The organism is Sphingopyxis microcysteis, assembly GCF_012274265.1.
GTDB classification, from domain to species: domain Bacteria; phylum Pseudomonadota; class Alphaproteobacteria; order Sphingomonadales; family Sphingomonadaceae; genus Sphingopyxis; species Sphingopyxis microcysteis.
The window spans coordinates 277,221-289,042 of the sequence record NZ_JAANYY010000005.1; the positions used below are offsets into that span (position 1 = coordinate 277,221).

Annotated in this window: 16 protein-coding genes; 12 read left to right on the plus strand and 4 right to left on the minus strand. The window is 65.1% G+C overall.

Features of this window, described 5'->3' with window-relative positions:
* Nucleotides 1–24: 24 nt before the first annotated feature.
* The 4 genes from G9408_RS15245 to rpmG all read left to right on the plus strand — a co-directional run bounded on the left by G9408_RS15245 (nt 25) and on the right by rpmG (nt 3,076).
* Nucleotides 25–444 carry a DoxX family protein gene (locus G9408_RS15245; RefSeq protein WP_168454785.1) on the plus strand — a complete coding sequence of 140 codons (420 nt, stop codon included), beginning with the start codon at nt 25–27 and terminating at the stop codon, nt 442–444.
* A 53-nt stretch (nt 445–497) separates the two neighbouring features.
* On the plus strand, nt 498–1,808 hold the full coding sequence (gene gltX, locus G9408_RS15250) for a glutamate--tRNA ligase (RefSeq protein WP_168454786.1): 1,311 nt from the start codon (nt 498–500) through the stop codon (nt 1,806–1,808).
* 148 nt (nt 1,809–1,956) lie between these two features.
* The gene (locus G9408_RS15255; protein ID WP_168454787.1) at nt 1,957–2,691 is read left to right on the plus strand and encodes an energy transducer TonB; all 735 of its coding nucleotides are present in this window, start codon (nt 1,957–1,959) and stop codon (nt 2,689–2,691) included.
* Between the two features lie 217 nt (nt 2,692–2,908).
* Nucleotides 2,909–3,076: a 50S ribosomal protein L33 gene (gene rpmG, locus G9408_RS15260; protein WP_058818055.1), complete on the plus strand. Its 168-nt coding sequence runs from the start codon at nt 2,909–2,911 to the stop codon at nt 3,074–3,076.
* A gap of 126 nt (nt 3,077–3,202) precedes the next feature.
* On the opposite strand, the gene G9408_RS15265 is transcribed toward rpmG, so the two are convergent.
* On the minus strand, nt 3,203–3,688 hold the full coding sequence (locus G9408_RS15265; protein ID WP_168454788.1) for an Lrp/AsnC family transcriptional regulator: 486 nt from the start codon (nt 3,686–3,688) through the stop codon (nt 3,203–3,205).
* Nucleotides 3,689–3,824: 136 nt separating this feature from the next.
* Here G9408_RS15265 and G9408_RS15270 point away from each other — a divergent pair, with 136 nt between their 5' ends.
* Nucleotides 3,825–3,977 carry a hypothetical protein gene (locus G9408_RS15270; protein WP_168454789.1) on the plus strand — a complete coding sequence of 51 codons (153 nt, stop codon included), beginning with the start codon at nt 3,825–3,827 and terminating at the stop codon, nt 3,975–3,977.
* A 200-nt stretch (nt 3,978–4,177) separates the two neighbouring features.
* On the opposite strand, the gene G9408_RS15275 is transcribed toward G9408_RS15270, so the two are convergent.
* Nucleotides 4,178–4,540 (minus strand): response regulator, encoded by a 363-nt coding sequence (locus tag G9408_RS15275; protein ID WP_120217731.1) that lies wholly within the window; start codon nt 4,538–4,540, stop codon nt 4,178–4,180.
* 89 nt (nt 4,541–4,629) lie between these two features.
* Between G9408_RS15275 and G9408_RS15280 the strand changes: the two genes are divergently transcribed.
* From G9408_RS15280 to G9408_RS15295, 4 genes are read left to right on the plus strand one after another with little or no spacing between them, the layout of a single operon-like run.
* Complete coding sequence (locus G9408_RS15280; protein WP_168454790.1) at nt 4,630–4,893, plus strand: DUF3572 family protein; 264 nt, start codon at nt 4,630–4,632, stop codon at nt 4,891–4,893.
* Nucleotides 4,890–5,531: an HAD family hydrolase gene (locus tag G9408_RS15285; RefSeq protein ID WP_168454791.1), complete on the plus strand. Its 642-nt coding sequence runs from the start codon at nt 4,890–4,892 to the stop codon at nt 5,529–5,531. The genes G9408_RS15280 and G9408_RS15285 overlap by 4 nt, the downstream gene beginning before the upstream one ends.
* 10 nt (nt 5,532–5,541) lie before the next feature.
* Nucleotides 5,542–6,006, plus strand: a complete 465-nt coding sequence (locus G9408_RS15290; protein ID WP_168454792.1) for a RidA family protein — start codon at nt 5,542–5,544, stop codon at nt 6,004–6,006.
* A gap of 8 nt (nt 6,007–6,014) precedes the next feature.
* Nucleotides 6,015–7,163: a GNAT family N-acetyltransferase gene (locus tag G9408_RS15295; RefSeq protein WP_168454793.1), complete on the plus strand. Its 1,149-nt coding sequence runs from the start codon at nt 6,015–6,017 to the stop codon at nt 7,161–7,163.
* Here G9408_RS15295 and G9408_RS15300 read toward each other — a convergent pair.
* Nucleotides 7,160–7,474 carry an SEL1-like repeat protein gene (locus G9408_RS15300; protein ID WP_120217736.1) on the minus strand — a complete coding sequence of 105 codons (315 nt, stop codon included), beginning with the start codon at nt 7,472–7,474 and terminating at the stop codon, nt 7,160–7,162. The two genes, G9408_RS15295 and G9408_RS15300, sit on opposite strands and share 4 nt — an antisense overlap.
* A 140-nt stretch (nt 7,475–7,614) precedes the next feature.
* Nucleotides 7,615–8,454, minus strand: coding sequence for a pantoate--beta-alanine ligase (gene panC / locus G9408_RS15305; RefSeq protein ID WP_168454794.1), 840 nt, complete (start codon nt 8,452–8,454; stop codon nt 7,615–7,617).
* Nucleotides 8,455–8,536: 82 nt separating this feature from the next.
* On the opposite strand from panC, the gene G9408_RS15310 reads away from it, so the two are divergent.
* From G9408_RS15310 to lptB, 3 genes are all read left to right on the plus strand, one after another.
* On the plus strand, nt 8,537–9,346 hold the full coding sequence (locus tag G9408_RS15310) for a division plane positioning ATPase MipZ (protein WP_120218366.1): 810 nt from the start codon (nt 8,537–8,539) through the stop codon (nt 9,344–9,346).
* Nucleotides 9,347–9,378: 32 nt separating this feature from the next.
* Nucleotides 9,379–10,761 carry a phosphoglucomutase/phosphomannomutase PgmG gene (pgmG, locus tag G9408_RS15315; protein ID WP_168454795.1) on the plus strand — a complete coding sequence of 461 codons (1,383 nt, stop codon included), beginning with the start codon at nt 9,379–9,381 and terminating at the stop codon, nt 10,759–10,761.
* A gap of 191 nt (nt 10,762–10,952) precedes the next feature.
* Nucleotides 10,953–11,771 (plus strand): LPS export ABC transporter ATP-binding protein, encoded by an 819-nt coding sequence (gene lptB / locus G9408_RS15320; RefSeq protein ID WP_168454796.1) that lies wholly within the window; start codon nt 10,953–10,955, stop codon nt 11,769–11,771.
* Nucleotides 11,772–11,822 lie beyond the last annotated feature (51 nt).

Consider the following 11,822-nt stretch of genomic DNA (forward strand, 5'->3'; position numbering starts at 1 on the left):
GAAATAATCAAGGGGGAGCAAGATATGGCGTTATTTGGTGAAAAGGCGTCACCGCAAAAGGCCGAGCGGGCGCTCGACGTGCTGCGGATCACCGTCGCGTTACTGATTCTGATTCATGGCGCTTTCCGCTTGATCGCGGGCGGCGTGGCGCCGTTTGGCGTCTGGCTGGAAGGCCAGGGCTTTCCGATGGGATTCGCTTGGGCGCTGGCGGTGACCCTGTTCGAACTCGTCGGCCCAGTACTGATGCTCGCTCGGCGCTGGACGAGTTTTGCCGCGCTTGGTCATGCGGCGATCCTGACGCTCGGCATGATCATGGTCCATTTGCCCTTTGGCTGGTTCGTGGTCGGCGCGGGGCGCAATGGAATGGAATATAGCGTCATCCTGATCGTCACTTTGCTGACCATCGCCTGGGCCTATTGGCCAGAGCGCCGCCGCGGCTCCTGACGCGGCACGCTTGGGGTCGCGCGGGGCGGGCGAAGTGGTTATAGGCGCGCGGCATGACCGTCGTGACCCGCTTCGCCCCCTCGCCGACCGGCACCCTGCATGTCGGCAACGTCCGCACCGCGCTCCACAACTGGCTTTGGGCGCGGAGGCATGGCGGGCGCTTTCTGCTCCGTATCGACGATACCGACCTTGAACGGTCGAAGGGCGAATATGTCGATGCGATTCGCGCCGACCTGGCGTGGCTTGGTCTCGACATCGACGGAGAGGCGCGTCAGTCGGCGCGTTTTGCGCTGTACGAAGCCGAATTCGACAAGCTCAAGGCGGCGGGGCGGGTCTATGCCTGTTACGAAACCCCCGAAGAACTCGACATCCGGCGCAAGATCCTGCTCTCACGTGGGCTGCCGCCGGTCTATGAACGCAAGGCTGCGGATGCCCCCGTACCCGACGGCGTGGCGCCGCATTGGCGTTTCCGCCTCGACCATGACGCGCCGATCGAGTGGACCGATCTGGTTCGTGGAGAACAGCATTTCGAGCCAAAAACCATGTCTGACCCGGTGGTGCGCCGCGCCGACGGCAGCTGGCTGTACCTGCTGCCCAGCGTGATCGACGATATTGAAATGGGCATTACCCATGTCGTGCGCGGCGAGGATCATGTGTCGAATACCGCGACGCAGATCCAGATGTTCGCCGCGCTGGGCGCCGCGCCACCGCATTTCGCGCACGAGGCGCTGCTGGTGGGTACCGAGGGCAAATTGTCGAAACGGCTCGGTTCGCTCGGCATGGCCAGTTTGCGCGATGAGGGGATCGAACCGATCGCGCTTGCGGCGCTGCTCGCGCGGCTGGGTACCAGCGATCCGGTCGAGCCGGTGACCAGCCTGACGCCGCTGATCGAGCATATCGACTTTGCACGCTTTGGCCGCGCCCCGGCGCGCTTCGACGAGGCCGAACTGGCGCTGCTCAACCAGAAGATCCTGCACCAGACCGACTATGAAACGGTCGCCGACCGCTTGCCCGCCGCGATCACCGCGGCGCGCTGGCATGCGGTCCGGCCCAATCTGATGACGGTCGCAGAGGCCGCCGATTGGGTGGGGGTGTTCGACGGACCGCTTTCGACGCCGCTCGCCGACCCGGCCGATCGCGCGGTGCTGGCCGCCGCTGCTGCCGCGGCGCCCACGATCGACTGGAGCGCCGACCCCTGGCATGCGCTGACCGCGGCGGTGAAGGAAGCGACCGGGGCAAAGGGCCGCAGCCTGTTCCTGCCGCTCCGCCGTGCCCTGACCGCGCGCGACCATGGCCCCGATATGGCGGAACTGCTGCCGTTGATCGCGAAAGATCAGGCGATCGCGCGTCTGGCCGCCAGCTAGCCAAGCAACAACGGTAAGCCCGCGTCCTGCTTCCCTACTCTTAAGCTTGACATAGATAGTTATGATATATTATCACTCACACCGGACTTGGCCGATAGCAGTGGTCAAAGCACGGCGGGGCCGGGTCTGACAGGCAAGGAGAGATGCCATGACCCTGATACCCTTGATTTCGACCATCATGACCGCGCCCGAGGCGACGACGGCGCCAGCGGCGGGACCGACCTTGCTGCCGCGCAACAGCTACGGCAGCGACCATCGCCGCCATCCGGTGGCGGCGCTCTTTGCCGTCGGCCTGCCCGCCGCGCTCGTTGCGGCGGTCGCACTGTCACCGATGGTCATGGCGCCGCCGCCGAAGTCCGAACCGCTGCTGGGCACGCTCATCGACCTTGCCAAGCCGATCGATCCGCCGCCGCAACCGGCCAAAAAGGCGGGACCGATCGAACGGTCGACCTCCGCAATCGATACCGTAAATTCGCCGATCGCTGCCGATCCGACCACCGACAATCGGGTCACCGAAGGGCCGGTCGTCATCGACCCGGGCCCGATCGATCCCGGACCTCCGGCCCGGCCCGCCGATCCGCCGCCGCTTCCGAAGCTGGTTCTCGCCGAGCTCGACCCCCGTTACGCGGGCGCTTTCCAGCCCGACTATCCCGCGAGCGAGCAGCGGCGCGAGATCGCGGGTGTGGCAAAGGTCCGCGTCCTCATCGGCACCGACGGGCGGGTAAAGGCCGTCGAGCTCATCAGCACCGACAGCCCCGGCTTTTTTGTCGAAACAAAGCGGCGCGCGCTCGCAAAATGGCGCTTCAAGCCGGCGACGCGCGGCGGGGTTCCCGAGGAAAGCTGGAAGGAAATGCGCGTCCGTTTCGAGATCAAGGCGGCCTGATCGCTCGGCAAGACCCCTCCTGGGCGGACGGCTCGCTGCCGTCCGCCCGCTCTTTTGCTTGACAGAAGCGTCGAATCCGGTCAGAGGCGCGCGAAGTTTTGGGGGCGGCGCGGCGTCGCGCGGCCCCTGAGTTTTTTCACACCAACGTCGGGGCCCTTAGTCCCGCCGCGTCCTCCGGAGCTCCGGCGGATGTGCAGTTATTTCGAGGAACAGGGCCATGGCCAAGCCGACGACCGTCAAGATCAAGCTGGTTAGCACCGCCGACACGGGCTTTTTCTATGTCACGAAAAAGAACCCGCGCACGATGACCGAAAAGATGTCGGTGCGGAAGTACGACCCGCGCGTGCGCAAGCATGTCGAGTTCAAGGAATCGAAGATCAAGTGATGCATCGACCCGTTCGGCAGTGCTGGACGGGCTGACGATGCATCATCCCGGCGAAAGCCGGGATCAAGGGGCGGCCTTTTGCGCCGCCCTTTTTCGTGCCGGAACGAAGCGCTCCTCCCGCCGTTCTCACCCGTCACGCAGCGGGCGCCGCGCGACGTCGTTTTCGATGATGTTGCGGATCGCGATCAACGTCGTGAACGAATGAACGCCCTTGTCCTCGCCCAGCGCGCGACGGGTGAAGGCATCATATTCCTCCATCGAGCCGACCTGCACCTTGAGCAGGAAATCATCCTCGCCAGTAATGTCCCACGCCCCGGTAATTTCGGGATGATGCACGATCGCGCGGGCAAAATTGTCCATCGTCTGCGGCCCCGCCTGCTGCATCTGGACCAGCACATGCATGGTCAGCGCCGAACCGGTGAGCGCCGGGTTGACCACCGCTATGTCCGCGACAATCACTTTTTCGTCGCGCAGGCGGCGTAGGCGGCGGAGCACCGCCGAGAGCGACAGGCCGATCTTGTCGGCGAGCACGCGCGCGGGCTCGAGGTTGTTCTGGCGGACCAGCGCCAAGAGCTGCCGGTCGAAACGGTCAAGGTCGGCGATTTTTCGCATGATTGATCAAATAGCGCAAAAATTGGTCGCCCGCACGGTCAATTTTGGCGCCAATCGCCGTTCCCTTCGGCCTAAAAATGCCCCGTCGGGCCCGCCCTCTCCCCCTTGCTGCGGCGCCCGACGCAGGAGACGAACAATGACGATAATCCCCGATTCGAACCGTTTCCATCGCGTGTGGAGCGCGGTGATCGAAGCTTCCTCCGCGATGGTGGCGATCCATTATGCTGCCCCGTGGAGCGAACGCAGCCCGTCGCGTGGGACGGAGAAAGTGCGGCGTTATAACGGCTGACGTCGCGGACTGGCCGGGTCTCGCTTTGGCGGGCGTGCAGGCGTTACGGTTGGGGTAGGCAGCGGACATACTAACAACGTCGCCCCCGCGAAGGCGGCGGCCGCTAGCCGCCTATTTCTGCGCTGCCGCGTAAATCGACAGCGGCCCCCGCCTGCGCGGGGGCGACGTGTTGCTTCCGCCGCGCGCCCGCGCCCGCCCGCTCAGGCAAACGCCCCGACGCTTTCGATGAACTTGATCACCGAAATCGGTTTCGACACATAGGCCTCGGCGCCTGCGGCGCGGATCTGTTCCTCGTCGCCTTTGCCGGCATAGGCGGTGACCGCCATGATTGGCACGGCGCGCAATGTCAGGTCGGCCTTCATCTGGCCGATCAGCTCCAAGCCGCTGACATGCGGCAGCTGGATGTCCATGATGATCAGGTCGGGGGCAATCTCGCGCGCCTTGTTGAGCGCATCGCGCCCGTCGCGGACCGGGTGCGCGGTATAGCCATGGGCGTTGAGCAGGTCGCAGAACAGGCGCAGGTTCAGCTCATTATCCTCGACGACCAATATGGTCTTGCCCATGATACTCCGCTTCCCCACCTTGCGTTCGCGGCCCGTTTAGGCGAATCGGCCGCACGACACAATTGCCTCCCGTTGAAGGGAAAAATGCCTTGCACGACGATGACGCGGCTCTGGCGCTTCAGGCGCTCGGCTGGATATTGACCGACGAACCGCGCGCCGAGCGGCTGCTCGGGCTCACCGGCCTGGCGCCGAGCGACCTCCGATCCTCACTGGGCGAGCAGGCGACACTCGCGGCGATCCTGTCGTTTCTGACGAGCTATGAAAACGACCTTGTCGCCTGCGCCGATGCGCTGCAAGTGCCGCCCGCCGCCATCGCGGCGGCCTCGCTGCGCCTTGAAGGATTGCACCCATGAACCGCCCGCTCGTCATCACCGATTGCGACGAGGTGCTGATGCACATGGTCGTTCCCTTTGCCGAATGGGTCGATGCCGAACATGGCGTGCTGTTTCGCATCGAGGATGCGAGCTTCGCCGGGGCGCTCAAGCGCAAGGAATGCGGCACCCCGCTGGAGGCGGCCGAAGTCTGGCCGCTGCTCGACAGCTTTTTCCGCACCGAAATGCCGCGGCAATATCCAATTCCCGGCGCGCTCGCCGCGATGGCGACGATCGCCGAACAGGCCGATATCGTCGTCCTGACCAATGTCGGCCCCGACCATCAGCAGGCGCGGATCGACCAGCTGGCGAGCCATGATTTCCACGCGCCGGTGATCGGCAGCCGCGGCGGCAAGGGCGAACCGGTGCGCCGCCTGATCGAACAATATCGGCCTTCGGTGGTAATCTTCATCGACGACCTCGCGAACCACCACAGCTCGGTGGCGCACGAAGCGCCCGAAGTGTGGCGGCTACATCTGGTTGGCGAACCCGCGATCGCCGACAAGATCGCCCCCGCCAGACATGCCCATGCGCGCATCGACGATTGGAATGTCGCGCGCGACTGGATATTGGCGCGGCTGACCGAAAACATCCCCGCCCCCACCCCCGAACTCGCATAAAGGACGCATCATGGACATCGCCGCCAAACTCGCCGAACTCGGCCTCGAACTTCCCAAGGCTGCGGCACCGGTTGCCTCCTATGTCCCCGTCGTCGAGCAGAATGGCCTGCTCTATGTCAGCGGCCAGCTGCCCTTTCGCGACGGGCAGGTTGTCACTGGGCGGCTTGGCGATGACATGGATGTGGCGGGCGGTCAGGACGCGGCGCAGCGCGTTGCGCTGATGCTCGTCGCACAGATCGGCCAGGCGATCGGCGGCGACTGGTCGCGCATCGAGCGCGTCGTCAAGCTCGGCGTCTTCGTCAACAGCGCGCCGAGCTTCACCGATCAGGCGAAGGTGGCCAATGGCGCGTCGGAACTGTTCGAGACGCTGTTCGGCGAAGCAGGCCGCCATGCGCGCGCCGCCGTCGGCGTTGCGGTGCTGCCGCTCGGAGCTGCGGTCGAGGCCGATGCGATCGTCGCGGTGAAGCCCGCCTAAGGCTGGCGATGGCCGAAGCCGACCCGCCCGCACGGACGATCTCGCTCGGCACCGGTGTCGCCGCAATCGACGCCGCGGCATGGGACGCGCTGGCCGGCGGCGACAATCCGTTTGTCAGCCATGCCTTCCTGTCGCTGCTCGAGGACTCGGGCAGCGTCGGGCCGGGCACCGGCTGGCAGGCGGCGCCGCTGCTGGTCGAGGACGCGGCGGGTGTGCTGCTTGCCGCCGCGCCTGCTTACCTCAAATCGCACAGCCAAGGCGAATATGTGTTCGACCAGGGCTGGGCCGACGCTTGGGCGCGTGCGGGCGGTGATTATTATCCCAAGCTTCAGATCGCAGCGCCTTTCACCCCCGTGCCGGGGCCGCGGCTGCTGGCGTATAGCGACGAGGATGCGGCGCTGCTGATCCGCGCCGCCGAAGCGGTGGTGCGCCAGAACGGGCTGTCGTCGGCGCATGCGACCTTTGTCGCGCCCGACCAGATGCCGCTGTTCGAAAGCGCGGGCTGGCTGGTGCGCCGCGACATCCAGTTTCATTTCGCCAATGCGAACTACGCCAGCTTCGACGATTTTCTCGCCACGCTGACCTCGGCAAAGCGCAAGCAGCTGCGCAGGGAGCGCGCGCGGGCGGTCGAAGGATTGCGGATCGAGGAGCTGACCGGTGCGGCGATCAGCCCCGAGCATTGGGATGCGATGTGGCTCTTCTATCAGGACACCGGCGCGCGCAAATGGGGGCATCCCTATCTGACGCGCGCGGCGTTCGATCTGATCGGGACGCGGATGGCGGAGCAGGTGATCCTGCTCATCGCTTATGATGATGACCGGCCGGTCGCGGGCGCGCTGCACTTTCTTGGCGCCGACACGCTTTACGGCCGCTATTGGGGGTGCCTGACCGACATCCCCTATCTGCATTTCGAGCTATGCTATTACCGCGCGATCGACATCGCGATTGCGCGCGGGCTGCGCCGGGTCGAGGCGGGCGCGCAAGGCGGGCATAAGCTCGCGCGTGGCTATGGCCCGGTCGCGACATGGTCGGCGCATTTCATCGCTGATCCGGGATTCCGCCGTGCGGTCGCCGATTTTCTGGAGCATGAGCGCCGCGCCGAAGAAGCCGAAATGGACTGGCTGGAAGGGCATACGCCCTTCAAGCGGAAGGACTAGGCGGCGAAGCGGCGGGCGGCAGGACGGCGCGCCGTCTCGTCGAGCCAGGCGCGCGCTTGGCGCTGCGCTTCGGCGATCTCGTCGCGGCTCATTTCGTCGGACAGGTCGGCGCGGCATTGCTGGCCTTCCTTGTTGCCGCCGAGCGCCGCGAGGTTGAACCATTTATGCGCCTGGATCAGATCGACATCGACCCCGCCGGTCCCGGTGGAAAATGCGATCCCCAGATCGAAATAGGCATTGGCGTCGCCGCGCGCCGCATCGAGCAGGCGGCTTTCGATCAGAAATTGCGCGGACTTCAGACTGTTGGCCATAAAAACCCCCTGTCGCCTCCCCCCACAGGAGGCTTCGGGGTCTAACCTTGCGACTTATGGTCAACAAAGCGTTAACGCGGGGCGCGATTTCTTGTGGATAGTGCGCCAAAGTGGCGCGATTCTGCCGATTTTCGTCGTAATCAACTCACCGGATAATTGTCGATCAGCCGCGTTTTGCCCATCCGCGCGGCAGCGAGCAGGCGCGCCGGGTTCCGAAAAACGGACAATCTTTCAAGGCTGTCGGCATCGGCGAGCGCGACATAATCGACGCTGTCAAAGCCGCCCGCGACGATCGCCGCCGCCGCTTCGGTCAACGCCGCATCGACATCGCCGCCCTGGGCAATCGCTCTTGCGGCGGCTTTCAAGGCATCGGGAAAGGCGGTCGCGGCAGCGCGCTGCTCGGCCGACAGATAAGCGTTGCGCGACGACAGCGCGAGGCCGTCGGGATCGCGCGCGATCGGCGCACCCAATATGTCGAGGTGGAAATCGAGGTCGCGCGCCATGCGGCGGATGATCGCGAGCTGCTGCCAGTCCTTTTCGCCGAAGATCGCGATGTCGGGACGAACCTGATTGAACAATTTTGCAACGACGGTCGCGACCCCGTCGAAATGGCCGGGGCGCGCGGCGCCGCAATAATCGGCGCCGAGTTCGGCAACCTCGATATGCGTGCTGTGTCCACCGGGATACATGACCGCGACGTCGGGCGCCCAGAGCAGCGCGACGCCTTCCTCGACCAGCAGGGCCGCGTCGCGCGCTTCGTCGCGCGGATAGGCGGCGAAATCCTCGTTGGGGCCGAATTGGGTCGGGTTGACGAAGATCGAGACGACGACGTGGTCAGCGACGCGCCGCCCCATGTGGACGAGCGAGAGGTGGCCGTCGTGCAGCGCCCCCATCGTCGGCACCAGCGCGACACTTTTGCCGTCCTGCTTCAGCGCCGCGATAGCGCGGTGCAGCGTTGCGAGGTCACGGATGATTTGCACGCTTGCCCGCCCTCCGATAATGGCGACGCAACGGCCACCCGAGCGGCTCCCATGCGCCGCCAACAGGAAAATCGCAACGCTCATGACGAACCCCGCCCCGCACCGCATCATCTTTGCCAATGAAAAGGGCGGGACCGGCAAATCGACCTGCGCCGTCCATTTCGCGGTCGCGCTGGCGAGTCAGGGGTGGAAGGTCGCCGGGCTCGATCTCGACCCGCGCCAGCGCACCTTTCACCGCTATCTCGAGAACCGCATCAATACCGCCAAACGCCGCGATATCGACCTGCCGACGCCGCATTTCGAGGTGTTCGAGGGTTCGACGATCGAGGAACTCGACGCGCAGGTCGCGCGGCTGTCGCACGATGTCGATTATTTCATCGCCGACACGCCCGGCCGCGACGATGTGTTTGCGCGCCATCTGGCGACGTCCGCCGACACGCTGGTCACCCCGATCAACGACAGCTTCATCGATTTCGACCTGATCGGTCAGGTCGATCCCGAGAGTTTTCAGGTCACTCGCCCCAGCTTTTATTCGGAGCTGATCTGGGACACGCGCAAGGCGCGCGCCAAGAGCGACGGGCGGACGATCGACTGGATCATCCTGCGCAACCGCCTCCAGCACGTCGACGCGCATAATATGCGCCGCGTCGGCGAGGCGCTGAACCAGCTGTCGCGCCGCGTCGGCTTTCGCGTCATCCCGGGGCTTGGCGAACGTGTGATTTATCGCGAGCTGTTTCCTGCGGGTCTGACCCTGCTCGACAAGGCGCATCTCGGCGGCATGGGCATCGGCCATGTCGTTGCGCGCCAGGAGCTGCGCGAAGCGATGGGTGGGCTGAACCTCCCCGCGCGCGAGCGGCTGCACCCCGACGGCGATCTGTTCGCCGCCGCCTGACACCTCCGCCACCGCACAAGACTGAGAGCATTATGACGCACAATTTCCATCCCACGATGCTGCGCGAATATGACATCCGCGGCGTGGTCGGCGACACGCTGTCGGACAAGGACGCCTATGCCATCGGGCGCAGTTTCGCGACGCTCGTCGCGCGCGGAGGGGGCAAGCGGATCGCGGTCGGTTATGACGGACGGCTGTCGTCGCCGATGCTCGCCGACGCGCTGATCGCCGGGATCAACGCCGCTGGTATCGACGCGCTGAACGTCGGGCTCGGGCCGACGCCGATGCTCTATTATGCGGCGTCAACCGAAGAGGTGGATGGCGGCATCCAGATAACCGGCAGCCACAATCCCACCGACTATAACGGCTTCAAATTTGTGATGCAGGGGCGTCCTTTCTATGGCGCGGACATCCAGCGGATCGGCGAAATGGCTGCCGCGGGCGATTGGGAAACTGGCGAAGGTGCCACGCAGAGCATCGACATCATCGACGCATATGTCGACCGGCTGGTCGAAGGTTTCGCCGGTAGCGCCTTCCGCATCGGCTGGGACGCCGGCAACGGCGCGGCGGGGACGGTGATCGAAAAGCTCACCGCGAAGCTGCCGGGTGAGCATTTCCTGTTGTTTACCGACATCGACGGCCATTTCCCGAACCACCATCCCGATCCGACCGAAGAGAAGAATCTGGCCGATCTGCGAAAGCTCGTCGCGGAGAGGAATCTCGATTTCGGCGTCGCTTTCGATGGAGATGGCGACAGGATCGGCGCGATCGACGGCGAGGGGCGGGTGATCTGGGGCGACCAGCTGCTGCAAATCTATGCCGCGGCACTGCTTGCCGACGCGCCCGGCGCGACGATCATCGCCGATGTGAAGGCCAGCCAAGCGCTGTTCGACCGCGTCGCCGAACTCGGCGGCCAGCCTTTGATGTGGAGGACGGGCCACAGCCTGATCAAGGCGAAGATGAAGGAAACCGGCAGCCCGCTGGCGGGCGAGATGAGCGGGCATATCTTCTTCGCCGACCGCTATTTTGGCTATGACGACGCGCCCTACGCCGCGGTGCGGCTGATCGAGGCGGCGACGAAGCTGGGGCAGAGCGTCACCGAACTGCGCGGCAATATGGCGCCGATGGTCAACACGCCCGAGCTGCGCTTCCAGGTCGACGAGGTGCGCAAATTCGCCATTGTGGATGAAGTTCTGGCGCGGCTCGCCGCATCGGGGGCAAAGGTCGACCGCACCGACGGCGCCCGCGTGCTCACCGACGACGGGTGGTGGCTGCTCCGCGCCTCGAACACGCAGGATGTGCTGGTGGCGCGCGCCGAGGCTAAGGATGAGGCGGCGCTGGCGCGGCTGATGGCGGCGATCGACGAACAGCTCGGCCTGTCGGGGGTCGTGCGGGGTCCGCAGGCGGGGCATTAATCTCCAACTCCGCTCCCTTTTAGGGAGGGGACGGTGGAGCGTATGCGGCGACGAAAGAACGCCTGCCGCGACCCACCCCTAACCCCTCCCTAAAAGGGACGGGGACAACCCTGCAAAAATCTTGCCAGATTGACCTTGGCTGCGATCCTCGGGTAACGCCCGCACAAGTCTCCTCAGGAAGCGACGTGTAAATGACCGACGACGAAGCGACCCCGCCCGTGCTGACCGCCGACGCCGACCACGGCATCGCCGAGCATAAGGCGCATGTCCGCGACGACGCCGCGGCGGGCAATGGGCTCGCGGTCATTTCGATCGCCAAAAGCTATGACAAGCGCGTCGTGCTCTCCGACGTCTCGCTGTCGGTGGCAAAGGGTGAAGTGCTCGGGCTGCTCGGTCCCAATGGCGCCGGCAAGACCACCTGTTTCTATTCGATCATGGGACTGGTGAAGCCCGACGCCGGGCGCATCATGCTCGACGGAGCCGACATCACTGCGCTGCCGATGTATCGCCGCGCGATCCTCGGCCTCGGTTATCTGCCGCAGGAAACCTCGATTTTTCGAGGCATGACGGTCGAACAGAATATCAGCGCGGTGCTCGAACTGGCCGAACCCGACAAGATCGCGCGCGAGCGGCGGCTGGAGGAATTGCTCGACGAATTCGGGCTGACGCGGCTGCGCAGCGCGGCGGCGATGGCGCTGTCGGGCGGCGAACGGCGGCGCGCCGAGATCGCCCGCGCGCTCGCCGCCAACCCTTCGATCATGCTGCTCGACGAACCTTTTGCGGGGATCGACCCCCTGTCGATCAGCGACATCCGCGACCTTGTCGCCGATTTGAAGACGCGCGGCATCGGGGTGCTGATCACCGACCATAATGTCCGCGAAACGCTCGACCTCGTCGACCGCGCCTGCATCATTTATGACGGCAAGGTGCTGCTCGCGGGTTCGCCCGAGGAACTGGTGGCCGATCCCGAGGTGCGGCGACTGTATCTGGGCGAGGGTTTCTCCTTGTGAGCGATGTGGGCCGTATCGGTGTTGAATGAGCCGCTTTCCGTTTCCGTTTGT